Source organism: Iningainema tapete BLCC-T55, assembly GCF_014698965.1.
Lineage (GTDB): Bacteria > Cyanobacteriota > Cyanobacteriia > Cyanobacteriales > Nostocaceae > Iningainema > Iningainema tapete.
In genome coordinates, this window is record NZ_JACXAE010000110.1 from 1 (window position 1) to 12,691 (window position 12,691).

Consider the following 12,691-nt stretch of genomic DNA (forward strand, 5'->3'; position numbering starts at 1 on the left):
GCCCGACTTAGCTCTCTAGGTCGTATTCACCCTGTTTCTACAGCTGTTTCATCCTCGTAATTTGGCAAAGGTATTGCAGTCAATGATCCAATCACTAGGAATAGGAATGTTAGCGAAATCGCCTAACTCACCAGATTTGGCAGTGAACAAAAACAGCAGTCGCAGAGTAGCAGCAGGTATAGTTCTGCCTTCTACTTCTCTGGGAACGTTAGTGAAAACCCGATTATAATCATAAACCCCACGCACCATGCTGTGACCGAGACGATAAGCAGCTACGGAAAACTCGACAGGGATGAATGGCTGTTCCTTAAATAGGAAAAAGCGCCTGCCGCCCTTGAGTACTATTTCTAGCTGTTCTCTGTCAATAATACGACCCAAAAAGTCGAAAAGTACAATCCACTGATAATGCCAAATCACTAATTCTCTGGCTTGTTCAAAAACAGACTTGTCAGTGGAATGATTTAGTTTAATGCTGCCATCCCTGATACCTTGAACCACCTTGTTGTGAAACTTCAGGAATGCTACATGCATTTGGGCAACAATTAAGTTTTCGTCGTTGCGTGGATCACCAATGATACCTAAAGTACTTGAAGCACGAGGGATGTCGTTGGGTAGTTTTGTAGGAATTGTGGGATCTCCACCACCTGGCTGTTCGTTCGTTGTTCCAATCAAAAACAGATCTGGGTCTTCAAGTTGATATAGATAAGGTTGTGCATCAGGTCCAGAACCATAGATACTATCTAAGTCAAGCATCGGCGTGCGAAAATTTCTGATCGCCAATGGATCAACAATAATCTCTTGCAGAGCAGTTGTATCAAAGGTGATGTCATGATCTACAAATTGACCGAGATAGGTGAATCCTGCAGGAACTTTTTCATTATCCCCTTCAGGAGACTCTGTTGATTCACTCATTGCTTTCCCCAGATCGGTCAAACTTTCCACTGAGGGAGTAAAAGCTGGCAGTTTGGGAAACATTCTGCCAAATTTTCCAGTAGGGACAAATTCACCGCAGGGGTGATTTTCACCTTTACGAGGCGGGAATCCATGACGTCTACGCATACTACATTACCTTATTATTTTTGAGAATGAATATCCATTGGAGAAAATTCCGTTGGATATGTTTGTAGTATGGTGTAAACAAAGTAGCCTTGACAGCACCCTCATGGGTACTATCTTCTTAAAACAGAAACTTACATTCGTAATTTTAATGCTTCATTTTGGCTCCTGTCTCCTGACTCCTGTTTTTCGGTTGGTCGAAGCCGCTCAAATAAAGCAGGCGGAGTAGCTTGGCGGAATGCACCACAGTAGTGCATAGTCATAACTGCTTTAAAAGCCCAATGGTTGGGTGAGACATCGCTAAAAGGTATGGGCAATGTCTCAGCCCGATTTTGGACACAAGCATTGAGAACTTGATTTGATGTAGTTGGGGTTTGAGTAGGTGGGTTTTGAGCTTTGACAGGAGCTAACGTACTAGCTGTGGTTAGCAGCACTGTTGTAACAAAAATTTTTAGATTCATGCTAAGTGGGTATTTCTATAGTGTTGGCATACATTGTCATGATCATTAACAATATAACCAACGCAAAAACCCAAAGTACTAAAGATCCCCAACTTGCAGAATCTTGTTGTACTTTCTGCCATAAGTTATTCACTAAATTATTACGGCTTGCCATTGTAAACCCTCAAATTTTTAGTAGTCAGATTTAAATCAACACAATCAGAGCGAGTTTATGCGCCTAAGCTCGTTTCTTACACAAGAAAAAAGTTTACAAAAATAGATTTATTGACTCTATAATTTTATTTTTACCCACTTAAGAGTTTACACTCATAAATTTCCCTATTTTGAGAAAATTCTTAACGCTTGCCATTAGATGTTTACCGGGAACTGGGAGGTGTGTTTGTCATGCGGCGGGTGGAAATCGACTATTTACGTCCTGCAGTAGCTGGTGATACACTAGAAGTCACCACTTGGTTGAAGGAAATGCGCGGTTCTCGTGTTCGATGTTACGAAATTCGCGTTAGATACCAAGATAATTTATTGGTAACGGTGGAAGCGTCTACAATGCGTCCACGTCCAATTCCCAGTGTACTGTTAGAGAGGTTTTTACAATCTGATTAAAAGGAAAGATGGAGCAAGATCAGCAACAACAGCGCCGTGCTGCAAAGAATGAGTTTCTTCAATCTCTAAATCAATTAGAGGATATGTTCCACACGGGTACAACTGAGGATGAAGAAACGCCATTAGAAAGTAATTGTACTATTGATGACGAAGTAGTTGAATCATCGGTCATTGATCTGGCGGCTTTTGAAGCAGCAGTTGCTGATATTGAGCAGTATTTAGAACAGGAAAAGAGGCATGGGGAATAGGGAATTGCTAATTGCTGATTGCTAATTGCACAGAATTCTCTACTATTAGCCATTAACTATTAACCATTAGCCATTCCCAATCTTTGCCTTTGGGCTTCATACAAAATTACAGCGGCGGTAACAGCAACATTCAATGATTCTACACCCGGACTTAAGGGAATTTTGACTTTTCCATCTGCGATCGCCTCTAACTGAGCTGACAATCCCGCACCTTCATTACCTAGTAGAATTAAACTTGGTTTACGCCAGTCTATTTCCCAATGGGTGACAGTAGCACTTTTGTCAGTTGCTATTACCTGCATTCCTGCTTGCCTTGCCGCTTGCACTGTGGTTTTTAAATCTGGACTTACTGCTATTGGTAAACGAAACCACTGTCCCGCAGAAGCACGCAACACTTTTGGGTTCTCTAAATCTACACTGTCTTCACTCAGCCATAATCCAGATGCTCCCGCTGCGGCTGCTGTCCTGATTATTGTACCTAAATTACCTGGGTCTTGCACTGTTTCTAAAGCTAGTACCAAACCAGTTAAAGGTACAACCCCTGTGTCACGACTTTTTGCTATCGCTACTATACCGTCTGGTTGAACTGTTGTGGCGATCGCTTTCAACACTTCCTCACTGACAATTTCTATCCGTTCGGTGTTTTTGACAACTTCTGCCCATATCCCCGGATATTTTGTTTGCCATGTGGGTGTACAACATACTGCTACTAGTGGGTAGTTTACTGCACAAGCTTCTTCTAGTAAGTGAGTTCCTTCCACCAAGAATAATTCTTGCTTGTGCCTTTCCTTTGACGAATGTAGTTTGCGAATTTGCTTAACTAGGGGATTTTGTATACTTGTTAACATGATTTTTAATTTTGGATTAATCTAAAATCCAAAATTGATATGCGGAACCCGGGACTTGAACCCGGAAGCCTTGCGGCACTAGAACCTGAATCTAGCGCGTCTGCCAATTCCGCCAGTTCCGCTCTTGTTAATAATTTATTCACCGTTTATAATTATTACTCAACCGAATGAACTTTGTCAAGGGCATGATTTGTAGATAACAAAAACTTAGCGGAAAAATAATAATACTGCAATAATGCAGAAAATCTAATGTTTACTGTAGAATCGAAACCAACTTTATAAAAAATACTGTTGTTTTGGAGGATAGCCTTATTAATCCTTCTCTTCGCTTACCAGATGCCATACCACAAGCAGACTCCTCAGTCCTGCAAATATGGGGTGGACAAAGTTTGCAAGGTCATGTGAAAATTAGCGGGGCAAAAAATTCAGCCCTGGTAATTATGGCAGGAGCCTTGCTGTGTTCAGGTGATTGTCGCATTCACAATGTGCCGAAACTAGCGGACGTGGAGCGCATGGGACAAGTTTTGTCAGCTTTGGGTGTTCGCTTAAAGCGAGATGACACTACTTTAGAAATCAATGCCAGTGAACTAACATCATCAAAAGCGCCCTACGAACTAGTAACCCAACTCAGGGCAAGTTTTTTTGCGATTGGAGCAATACTGGCTCGACTGGGAATAGCGCAAATGCCTCTACCAGGAGGTTGTGCGATCGGGGCAAGACCGGTAGATCTCCATGTACGGGGATTACAAGCGATGGGCGCTGAAGTACAAATTGAGCATGGTATTTGTAATGCCTACATACCTGGTAATAGCCGCCGATTAAAAGGAGCCAAGATTTACTTGGACATCCCCAGTGTGGGAGCAACAGAAACATTGATGATGGCAGCTACACTAGCAGATGGCGAAACGATCATCGAAAATGCCGCTCGCGAACCAGAAGTAGTGGATCTGGCAAACTTGTGTATCTCAATGGGCGCACAAATTCGGGGTGCAGGCACAAGTACAATTACAATTCAAGGTGTCTCCAAGTTACATTCTACTGAATACAGCATTATTCCCGATCGCATTGAGACGGGAACGTTTTTAGTCGCAGGAGCAATTACTCGCTCAGAACTGAGTTTGTCACCAGTAGTGCCGGATCATCTCATCCCAGTAATTGCTAAATTACGGGATATTGGGGTGAGCATTATCGAAGAAGCTCCCGATTGCTTACGTATTCTCAAGACGCAAAACCTCAAAGCAACGGATATTGAAACCTTGCCCCATCCAGGTTTTCCCACAGATATGCAAGCGCCGTTTATGGCTTTGTTGGCTCTAGCTGAGGGAGACAGCATCATTAACGAATCTGTATTTGAGAATCGTCTACGTCATGCCTCTGAATTAAATCGTTTGGGGGCAGACATTCGCGTTAAAGGTAATGCGGCTTTTGTGAAGGGAGTACCGATTTTATCAGGTGCACCAGTTTTAGCCACAGATTTACGCGCAGCAGCAGCATTAGTTTTGGCTGGGCTGGCGGCATCCGGAAAAACCACAATCCAAGGATTGCGTCACCTTGATCGCGGCTACGATCAACTCGATATCAAGTTACAGAAGTTAGGAGCGAAAATACAACGTTTGTCTTCGACAGATAGTGATGCCGTTCTTAGCTCTGTGAAATAGGAGTCAGTTCTTACTCAGGATTCAGGACTTGTGAACTGAGAAACATATATAATAGTTGGGGATAGCTAGTTATTTGACTAGCCTTATTCCCCAAAGTTCTTTCACTTGATGCAGTGCTTTTTGTCATGTCTCCTTCCACGAAGCTAATTGGTCTTAAAGCCGACTCTTTTCGTCATCCCCTAGATTTAGAGGCTACCAAAGCTCTCAAGCAAATTCCGGGTTTAGATATGATGGTACGGAATCTATTGGGACCAGTAGCAGAGCAGGTTTTCTATGTGGAAAATATTGCATCTAGCATCTTGGTAGGTGAAAATCAACTACCACAGTTACACGAACTGTTGTTGTCAGCTTGCAAAACTTTGGATATGGAGCCTCCCCAGCTGTATGTACATCAGCATCCGGCTCCCAATGCTTACACTTTTGCTCTACGAGGTAAGCAGCCTTTCATTGTGTTGCATACCTCTTTGATTGATATGCTCACACCAGAAGAAACTCAGGCGGTAATCGCTCATGAGTTGGGACACCTGAAGTGCGATCATAGTCTTTACTTGACTCCAGTAAATTTATTGATTTTAGCGGCAACAGTTGTTCCTACGGTAGGAGTAGTTCTGGCTCAAGCAATGCAGGCTCAACTTTTGGAATGGATACGCTGTGCTGAGTTTACGTGCGATCGCGCGGCGTTATTAGCAACCCAAAACCCCAAAGTTGTGATGTCAGTATTGATGAAACTTGCTGGTGGCTCACCCACCATCGCACCACAACTTAACCTAGATGCTTTTATTGCTCAAGCTCGTGCTTACGATGAAATCAGCAAAACAGAACTAGGTGAAATGGTTAAAAATGCACGCACAGCCCAGTTAACTCATCCAGTTCCTGTGCTACGGGCGCGAGAAATTGATCGTTGGGCAAGTAGTAAAGAATATCAAAACTTGTTGCATTCGGCAAAAATAGTGTATAATGGGGAAGCAACCTCGGGCGGGTGGCGAAACTGGTAGACGCAGCAGACTCAAAATCTGCCGCCCTCAAAAGGCATGAGAGTTCGATTCTCTCCTCGCCCATTACTGTAGAGACGCGACATGTCGCGTCTCTACATTTTTTTTGCCCATCTCTACATTTTTTTGGTTTATTCCGGAAAAAGATTAAGACTTTGTGAATAGTTATAAATAGTAGGCAGTTCATTTACAGCGCTTTTCGTCTGAGTGAGGTATATTACCCCACCCAGCCCTCCCCTTATAAAGGGGAGGGTTAGGGAGGGGTTGAGATAGTTTAATTTGACAATTAACTTAATATAAGTTAAAATCTATATAGTCAACAAGTTAAATAGGGTGTAGAAGTTATGCGATTAAAGCGATGGGAGTCTCCTCGCCGAGAAGGTAGGAATGATAAAGGAAGAGGCGGTTCAGCAAGACAGAGACAACTCAAGAAACAACAACAGGTATTGCGGAAACGACTCAAAGAAGATAATCAAAAAGACAATAACAAAGGTAATCAAAAGGGGGGAGATAAATTAATCTTCCCCCTAATTTTTTTGTGAATAATTTGCCTATTCGGCAGTTTATCTAGAAAGCTAGATAACCAAGGTATCAAAATTATAATGGTACTGTATGTTTGATTAATTACTAAAAAAATAGTATTATAAATTACATTTAATTAAAAATACATAGATGCAAAAAAATCTTGAACATATCCTCACAAATAAAATCAGTAGCTGTACAAAAACGGTTTATAAATAAAGTAATTGTGATGAGAAGTCTACAATGATGGTACTTACAGAAAATATACGCCCATAGACTTATAGTCAAAGAACACTCCTTGGATTGATAGAATGGCTTTGAAGTTAAGCCTTGTAGCTATAGATAACTTTGCTTTACTGTTTATTTATTTTAAGACGAGAAATATTAATTTTTCTATTACTTACTACTAATGTAGCCAGGAAATGAACAAAGTAAAAAGATAACATAAAATAATTATGAAGTTTATTTAAAATCAACTGACAGAGAATTGATTTAAGTGTAAATTGTTATACAGGATATATTGACTAAATTATTACCAGGGAAGCCGAAAATATACTTTAATACTGATTGCATCTCCATGTGTTAACTAAACCATGCCCCAGACCTTGAGAAAACAGCAACGAAGGTACAACCTAACTGGGAATGGGTTAGTTGGTGAGTTGATTTTTGTGGAACACAAGGAGTGAAATATGGTAGGAAGAGTTTTTCTACCTAATCAAAGAGTGCTTGATTTTCCGATTACTGCCTTACGCTTTGACGAACAGATACAGACAATACTGAAATGGGCAAAAGCAAAAGAAAGTAGGACTGTATGTGTAGCCAATGTACATATGCTCATGGAGGCTTACTGGAATCCAGAGTTTGCTAATGTATTGAAAAATGCTGACCTTGTGACTCCTGATGGGATGCCTCTTGTCTGGATGATGAGGCTTTTGGGCGCACATCAACAAGATCGTGTTGCGGGGATGGATATTTTCCAAGCCTTGTGTCAGTTCGCCCAAACAATGGATATCAGTGTTTTTTTTGTAGGTTCTCAAACAGAAATTCTTTCTCGAATGAGAAAGAGGATAGGAGAAGAATTTCCTCATCTGAAAATTGCTGCTATGGAGCCTTTACCATTTCGCCCTCTCACACCAGATGAAGATGAAGCTTTGATTAGGAGAATTAACAGTAGTGGAGCAGGTTTAGTGTTGGTATCCTTAGGATGCCCAAAACAAGAAAGTTGGATGGCTGAACATCAAGGTAAAATTCAGGCGGTAATGATTGGTATAGGAGGAGTTTTTCCTGTATACGCAGGAATACAGAAGAGAGCTCCTCGTATAGTGCGAAACTTAGGTCTTGAATGGCTTTATCGCTTTATTCAAGAACCCCGTCGGCTTTGGCGTCGCTATGCGCAGACTATTCCACCCTTTATTTGGCTGGCTTTGAAACAACTGTTAACATCTCATGCTGTTGGTACTCCACTTCATATTCGCGAACGATATTTAGGATGGAGAGATTAGTAAAGCCATGACAGGGTAATGTGGGGCAAAGACTGGGGTAGAAAACAACTTGCAATAAAGCACGATAAATCAAGATAATTAGACTAGTGTGACAAAAGCATGATCAATAACAGCCAACAAAATTCTCGACGCGATCGCGACTTTATACCACCAAAAGTAAGAAGAGAGCGGATTGTGCATCGACCTGAGAGTCACATGAAGCATCCGCTGCAATTACTTAAGGATATGGGGCGAGATTTATTAGCTTCAAGAGACTTAGCTTGGCGTCTATTGGTTAGAGATATCAGTGCTAAATACCGTCAATCATTTTTAGGAATTTTTTGGGCTTTTGCTCCAGCGGTAATTATGGCAGCTGGTTTTACCCTCGCGAAGGGAAGTGGAGTTGTTAATATCAATGCGACAGACTTACCTTATCCTGCTTATGTTACTTTTAGTATGACTCTATGGCAAACCTTTGTAGAAGCTTTGAATGGTCCGATTCAAGCAGTAACATCTGCAAAACCGATGTTGTCGAGAATTAATTTTCCGCGTGAAGCTCTAATTATTGCCAAACTCGGTGAAGTATTCTTTAACTTTGGCATCAAGCTCATACTAATTTTCGGTTTGTTTATTTGGTTTAAAGTGCCAGTCACTTGGAACGCAATTCTCGCACCAGTAGCGCTAATTCATTTAGTGTTGCTCGGTACATTTTTAGGTATGCTGCTAGCTCCTATCGGCGCTCTTTACAATGACTTTGCTATGGGTATTACCTTACTGACTGGATTTTGGCTGTTTCTAACTCCAGTTGTATATCCAGTTCCCAGTGAGGGTATATTTGGTAGTATTGTCAAGTTTAATCCTGTAACGCCACTTTTGGTAACAACACGGGAGTTGGCAACAACAGGTATCCTTTCTAATGCTCAGGGATTTTGGGTAGTTAGTTTAATAGCGATTGTGGGAATACTGGTTGCTTGGGTAATTTATCGCCTAGCGATTCCTTATGTAGTAGAAAGAATGAGTTCTTAATATGTAAAGGTTTTTTCTATATTTTTTAATAGAGACATAAAAAATGAATTCACTTGTTACTACAATTCCAGTTAATCAAACTGTCGAACTCCTTAAGCTAGAAGCTAAAGCTATTAGTCAAGCTGCTGAAAGATTACAAATAGATCAAGTAGAACATGCATTACAACTGCTAGCAAATTGTCAGGGAAAGGTTGTCTTAACAGGAGTTGGCAAGTCGGGAATTGTTGCCCAAAAAATTGCTGCTACTCTTAACAGTATTGGTATTGTGTCTGTTAATTTACACCCTTGTGATGCTTTGCACGGCGATTTAGGGATTGTGACATCTCGTGATGTGGCAATGTTGTTAAGCAATAGCGGTGAAACAGAGGAATTAATTGAGATGATTCCTCATTTGAAGCACAGAAGAGTACCAATGATTGCAATTTTAGGCAATCTCCACTCTACTTTGGCTCTTCAAGTAGATGTAGTTCTAGATGCTACAGTTGACCGTGAAGCTTGTCCTCTGAATCTAGCTCCCACTACTAGCACTACGGTAGCTTTGGCAATTGGAGATGCTTTGGCAATGACAGTCATGCAGATGCGAGGTATCACTCCTGAGGATTTTGCTTTTAATCATCCTGCGGGAAGATTGGGCAAGCGTTTAACGTTGAAGGTGAGAGATTTAATGCGTAAATTTCCAGATAGTCCCTCTCTCACACCTCAAGCTTCTTGGATTGAAGTAGTAACTGCCATTAGCACTGGTGGTGTGGGAGCAGTGAATATTGTTGAGGAAGGGTTGTTGGTGGGACTAATTACTGACGGAGATTTGCGTCGATGGGTACAGAAAACTCCTCCTGCTCAGTTGGAAAGTTTAAATGCTGCCACAATTATGACTACTAATCCAGTAAGTGTTACCCCAGAAGTACTAGCTTACGATGCTCTCAAATTAATGGAAAATCGCCCTTCCCAAATTTCTGTTTTACCAGTTGTGGATGAGCAAAAGCGCTGTATGGGATTGATTCAGTTACACGATATTTTTCGCAAAGGTTTGTGATGTCAGGAGAGACGCGATTAATCGCTTCTGTACAGCATTCAGGAGTAGAGACGCGATTAATCGCTTCTGTAAAAATTTTTATTTTGGCTAACATTGTGAGGAGTTTTTTGTGAAAATTTTGGCAGTAATTCCCGCTAGATACAATTCTCAGCGTTTTCCTGGTAAGCCTTTGGTGAAGATTGGCACTCGTCCAATGGTGCAATGTGTTTACGAAGCAGCTAGTCGATGTCCTGATTTCACCAAAGTGGTTGTTGCTACTGATAGTGAATTAGTTGCTAACTGTGTGCGAGAGTTTGGCGGCGTAGTGGAGATGACTCACAGCAATCATCAAACAGGTACTGACAGAGTGGCGGAGGTGGCGACACGGTATTCAGAAATGTCTGTGGTTGTTAATGTCCAGGGAGATCAGCCTTTTGTCACGGCTGACATGTTGACTCAACTGATTACTCCCTATTTGCAAGGTGAGTTACCAGATATGACTACCCTTGCTTGCCCTCTAGATCACAAGACAGGGTATGATGACCCCAACGTTGTGAAAGTACTGTGCAATCTTCATAATCATGCACTTTACTTCTCGCGATCGCCTATTCCCTACTACCGCAATACTGTCGTTGCTCCTGTATATCATCATCTGGGACTCTACGCTTTTCGTCAAGATTTCTTAGCAAAATATGCTCAACTATCATCTACACCTCTAGAACAGTGTGAAGGTTTAGAGCAATTAAGAGTGTTAGAACACGGATTTACTATTCGAGTCTGTCTCACCGAAAAGGCAGTGTTAGAAATTAACACTCCCGAAGATTTAGCTCAAAGTAAATTATTACTTTCTTTATGATGTACACCACAAAGGTATTTGCCTAACATGAATAAAACCAACCCAATTTACATTCTTGGTGGGGGACCTGCCGGTTTAGCCGCAGCTTATATCCTCACTAAGCAAGGTCAATCTGTAGTAGTCGTAGAAAGAGACTCAACAGTAGGTGGATTAGCTAAAAGTTTTGAATACCAAGGTTTTATTCTTGACTACGGTCCACACCGCTTCTTCACGAAAATTGCTCCAGTACTGAAACTTTGGAATGAAGTATTGGGAAAAGATCAAGTAACAGTTAATCGCCTCACACGTATTTACTACGGTGGTAAATACTTCAGTTATCCTCTTAAGGCTTCAGAAAGTTTACTTGCTCTTGGTGTGATTGAAAGTTGTCAAATCATTACCTCTTACATCAAAGCTAGATTATTTCCTAATCAAAGTCCGAAAAACTTTGCTGAGTGGGTAACAGACAAGTTTGGTAAGCGGCTGTTTGAGATATTTTTTGAGGGTTATACTGAAAAACTTTGGGGCATTCCTTGTACTGAAATTAGTGCCGATTGGGCTGCGCAACGGATTAAGGGCTTGTCCCTGATGAAGGCAATTCGTAATGCTCTGGTTGGGAATGATGGTAAAGTCAAAACACTGATCGATCAGTTTCAGTTCCCTCGCTTAGGCTCAGGGCAACTTTATGAAAAAATTAGTGACTACCTGATAAGTAATAACCAACCTGTTCTCTTAAATACAGAAGTTGTACAGGTACACGAGCACAACTTTCAGGTAAATCAAATTACCTTGAGAAATCGCCAAACAGGAGAAGAGCAAACGGTTGATTGCGGTGGCGTAATTTCTTCTATTCCCATTAGTCAATTGGTGCAGCAACTAGAGTCGCCACCAAGAAAAGTAGTTGAAGCAGCTAAATCACTCAAGTTTAGAAATACTGTCCTAGTTTATCTAATCGTTGAAGGCAGTAACTTATTCCCAGATAACTGGCTCTATATCAACGATCCAAGAGTAGAGGTAGGGCGAGTAACTAATTTTGCTAACTGGTCTAAAGAATTGCTCCCAAATTCACATCAAACACCCTTGTGCTGTGAATACTGGTGTAACATTGGTGAACCAATGTGGCAGCGATCGGAAGCAGAACTTGTAGCTCAAGCACAACATGACCTGAGAAAAATTGGTCTGCTGCATAATGAAGAAGTTTCTGGAGGATTTATTGTCCGCTTACCTCGCACTTACCCAATTTATGCAGGTAACTACAAACAAGCTTTAGCAGAAATTCAAAGCTATCTCCAGAAATTTGCCAATCTGCAACTAGTTGGGCGGTATGGCGCATTCAAATACAATAACCAAGACCACAGCTTATTAATGGGAATTTTGGCAGCTGAGAATGTCTTAGAACCTGGTAAGCACGACCTGTGGGCAGTAAATTCTGATAGTGAATATCAAGAAGAAGCCAAGGCTGATGTCAAGACTACAGCTACTAAACGGACAAAATCTTCTCGCAGACAACAAACACGCAGAATCTTAAAAGAGTTTGGCAGTTATATCTTCACGGGTGGGGCTGCAACTGTCATTGATGTTTTCGTTTTCTCTGCCCTCGTTAAGTCTGGCTGGTGGTCAGTTTCAGCATTGTGTGTTAGTTATTTTCTCGGCTTAAGCACCAACTTTTGGCTCTCGCGGCGCTACGTGTTTGGCGTTTACTGGGGGAACTGGCTGATGCAGTATATCGTCTTTGCTGCTGTTGCTCTCAACAGCTTACTTGCTAACTTAGGACTTTTACAACTTTTAAGCAACGATCTTCGTTGGGATGCTACTACTGCACGTTTATGTAGTGCTGCTTGCGTTGCTCTTCTCAGCTTTACAGGTCATAAGTTATATTCCTTTGCCTCTCATAATCAAAATACAATTCGGCAAAACACCTAGTAGGGCGTCGCATATTTGCGGAATGAATT

At 41.4% G+C, this 12,691-nt stretch carries 14 protein-coding genes and 2 tRNA genes; 11 read left to right on the forward strand and 5 right to left on the reverse strand.

The window, feature by feature from the left end; genetic code table 11:
* Window positions 1–48: 48 nt before the first annotated feature.
* From ICL16_RS36110 to ICL16_RS36120, 3 genes are all read right to left on the reverse strand, one after another.
* On the reverse strand, window positions 49–1,059 hold the full coding sequence (locus tag ICL16_RS36110; RefSeq protein WP_190836405.1) for a peroxidase family protein: 1,011 nt from the start codon (window positions 1,057–1,059) through the stop codon (window positions 49–51).
* 131 nt (window positions 1,060–1,190) lie between these two features.
* Complete coding sequence (locus ICL16_RS36115) at window positions 1,191–1,517, reverse strand: S-layer protein (RefSeq protein WP_190836406.1); 327 nt, start codon at window positions 1,515–1,517, stop codon at window positions 1,191–1,193.
* A gap of 1 nt (window position 1,518) precedes the next feature.
* Window positions 1,519–1,671 (reverse strand): hypothetical protein, encoded by a 153-nt coding sequence (locus tag ICL16_RS36120; RefSeq protein WP_190836407.1) that lies wholly within the window; start codon window positions 1,669–1,671, stop codon window positions 1,519–1,521.
* A 188-nt stretch (window positions 1,672–1,859) separates the two neighbouring features.
* On the opposite strand from ICL16_RS36120, the gene ICL16_RS36125 reads away from it, so the two are divergent.
* The gene (locus ICL16_RS36125; protein ID WP_238361108.1) at window positions 1,860–2,117 is read left to right on the forward strand and encodes an acyl-CoA thioesterase; all 258 of its coding nucleotides are present in this window, start codon (window positions 1,860–1,862) and stop codon (window positions 2,115–2,117) included.
* Between the two features lie 8 nt (window positions 2,118–2,125).
* Window positions 2,126–2,365: a hypothetical protein gene (locus tag ICL16_RS36130; RefSeq protein WP_190836408.1), complete on the forward strand. Its 240-nt coding sequence runs from the start codon at window positions 2,126–2,128 to the stop codon at window positions 2,363–2,365.
* 59 nt (window positions 2,366–2,424) lie between these two features.
* On the opposite strand, the gene ICL16_RS36135 is transcribed toward ICL16_RS36130, so the two are convergent.
* The gene (locus ICL16_RS36135) at window positions 2,425–3,213 is read right to left on the reverse strand and encodes a TrmH family RNA methyltransferase (RefSeq protein ID WP_190836409.1); all 789 of its coding nucleotides are present in this window, start codon (window positions 3,211–3,213) and stop codon (window positions 2,425–2,427) included.
* 40 nt (window positions 3,214–3,253) lie between these two features.
* Window positions 3,254–3,335, reverse strand: a tRNA-Leu gene (locus tag ICL16_RS36140).
* A gap of 174 nt (window positions 3,336–3,509) precedes the next feature.
* On the opposite strand from ICL16_RS36140, the gene murA reads away from it, so the two are divergent.
* The 9 genes from murA (at window position 3,510) to ICL16_RS36185 (ending at window position 12,662) form a co-directional block, all read left to right on the forward strand.
* Window positions 3,510–4,871, forward strand: a complete 1,362-nt coding sequence (gene murA / locus ICL16_RS36145; protein ID WP_190836410.1) for a UDP-N-acetylglucosamine 1-carboxyvinyltransferase — start codon at window positions 3,510–3,512, stop codon at window positions 4,869–4,871.
* A 125-nt stretch (window positions 4,872–4,996) separates the two neighbouring features.
* The gene (locus ICL16_RS36150; protein ID WP_190836411.1) at window positions 4,997–5,866 is read left to right on the forward strand and encodes a M48 family metallopeptidase; all 870 of its coding nucleotides are present in this window, start codon (window positions 4,997–4,999) and stop codon (window positions 5,864–5,866) included.
* Window positions 5,845–5,929 (forward strand) — tRNA-Leu (locus ICL16_RS36155). The genes ICL16_RS36150 and ICL16_RS36155 overlap by 22 nt, the downstream gene beginning before the upstream one ends.
* Before the next feature lie 278 nt (window positions 5,930–6,207).
* Entirely contained in the window at window positions 6,208–6,405 is a 198-nt protein-coding gene (locus ICL16_RS36160; protein ID WP_190836412.1) for a hypothetical protein, read from the forward strand.
* A 669-nt stretch (window positions 6,406–7,074) separates the two neighbouring features.
* A complete protein-coding gene (locus ICL16_RS36165) occupies window positions 7,075–7,887 on the forward strand; it encodes a WecB/TagA/CpsF family glycosyltransferase (protein WP_190836413.1) in 813 nt (270 codons plus the stop codon).
* Window positions 7,888–8,082: 195 nt separating this feature from the next.
* Complete coding sequence (locus tag ICL16_RS36170; protein WP_420485324.1) at window positions 8,083–8,892, forward strand: ABC transporter permease; 810 nt, start codon at window positions 8,083–8,085, stop codon at window positions 8,890–8,892.
* Window positions 8,893–8,935: 43 nt separating this feature from the next.
* Window positions 8,936–9,925 (forward strand): KpsF/GutQ family sugar-phosphate isomerase, encoded by a 990-nt coding sequence (locus ICL16_RS36175; RefSeq protein WP_190836415.1) that lies wholly within the window; start codon window positions 8,936–8,938, stop codon window positions 9,923–9,925.
* Between the two features lie 109 nt (window positions 9,926–10,034).
* The gene (kdsB, locus tag ICL16_RS36180) at window positions 10,035–10,760 is read left to right on the forward strand and encodes a 3-deoxy-manno-octulosonate cytidylyltransferase (RefSeq protein ID WP_190836416.1); all 726 of its coding nucleotides are present in this window, start codon (window positions 10,035–10,037) and stop codon (window positions 10,758–10,760) included.
* A 27-nt stretch (window positions 10,761–10,787) separates the two neighbouring features.
* A complete protein-coding gene (locus ICL16_RS36185; protein ID WP_190836417.1) occupies window positions 10,788–12,662 on the forward strand; it encodes a GtrA family protein in 1,875 nt (624 codons plus the stop codon).
* Window positions 12,663–12,691 lie beyond the last annotated feature (29 nt).

Bases quoted from the DNA above. Each gene is read 5' to 3' on its own strand.
- ICL16_RS36115 (WP_190836406.1), bottom strand. From the start codon at position 1,517: ATGAATCTAAAAATTTTTGTTACAACAGTGCTGCTAACCACAGCTAGT.
- ICL16_RS36110 (WP_190836405.1), bottom strand. From the start codon at position 1,059: ATGCGTAGACGTCATGGATTCCCGCCTCGTAAAGGTGAAAATCACCCC.
- ICL16_RS36185 (WP_190836417.1), top strand. From the start codon at position 10,788: ATGAATAAAACCAACCCAATTTACATTCTTGGTGGGGGACCTGCCGGT.
- ICL16_RS36130 (WP_190836408.1), top strand. From the start codon at position 2,126: ATGGAGCAAGATCAGCAACAACAGCGCCGTGCTGCAAAGAATGAGTTT.
- ICL16_RS36135 (WP_190836409.1), bottom strand. From the start codon at position 3,213: ATGTTAACAAGTATACAAAATCCCCTAGTTAAGCAAATTCGCAAACTA.
- ICL16_RS36160 (WP_190836412.1), top strand. From the start codon at position 6,208: ATGCGATTAAAGCGATGGGAGTCTCCTCGCCGAGAAGGTAGGAATGAT.
- ICL16_RS36175 (WP_190836415.1), top strand. From the start codon at position 8,936: ATGAATTCACTTGTTACTACAATTCCAGTTAATCAAACTGTCGAACTC.
- ICL16_RS36120 (WP_190836407.1), bottom strand. From the start codon at position 1,671: ATGGCAAGCCGTAATAATTTAGTGAATAACTTATGGCAGAAAGTACAA.
- ICL16_RS36170 (WP_420485324.1), top strand. From the start codon at position 8,083: ATGAAGCATCCGCTGCAATTACTTAAGGATATGGGGCGAGATTTATTA.
- ICL16_RS36150 (WP_190836411.1), top strand. From the start codon at position 4,997: ATGTCTCCTTCCACGAAGCTAATTGGTCTTAAAGCCGACTCTTTTCGT.
- ICL16_RS36165 (WP_190836413.1), top strand. From the start codon at position 7,075: ATGGTAGGAAGAGTTTTTCTACCTAATCAAAGAGTGCTTGATTTTCCG.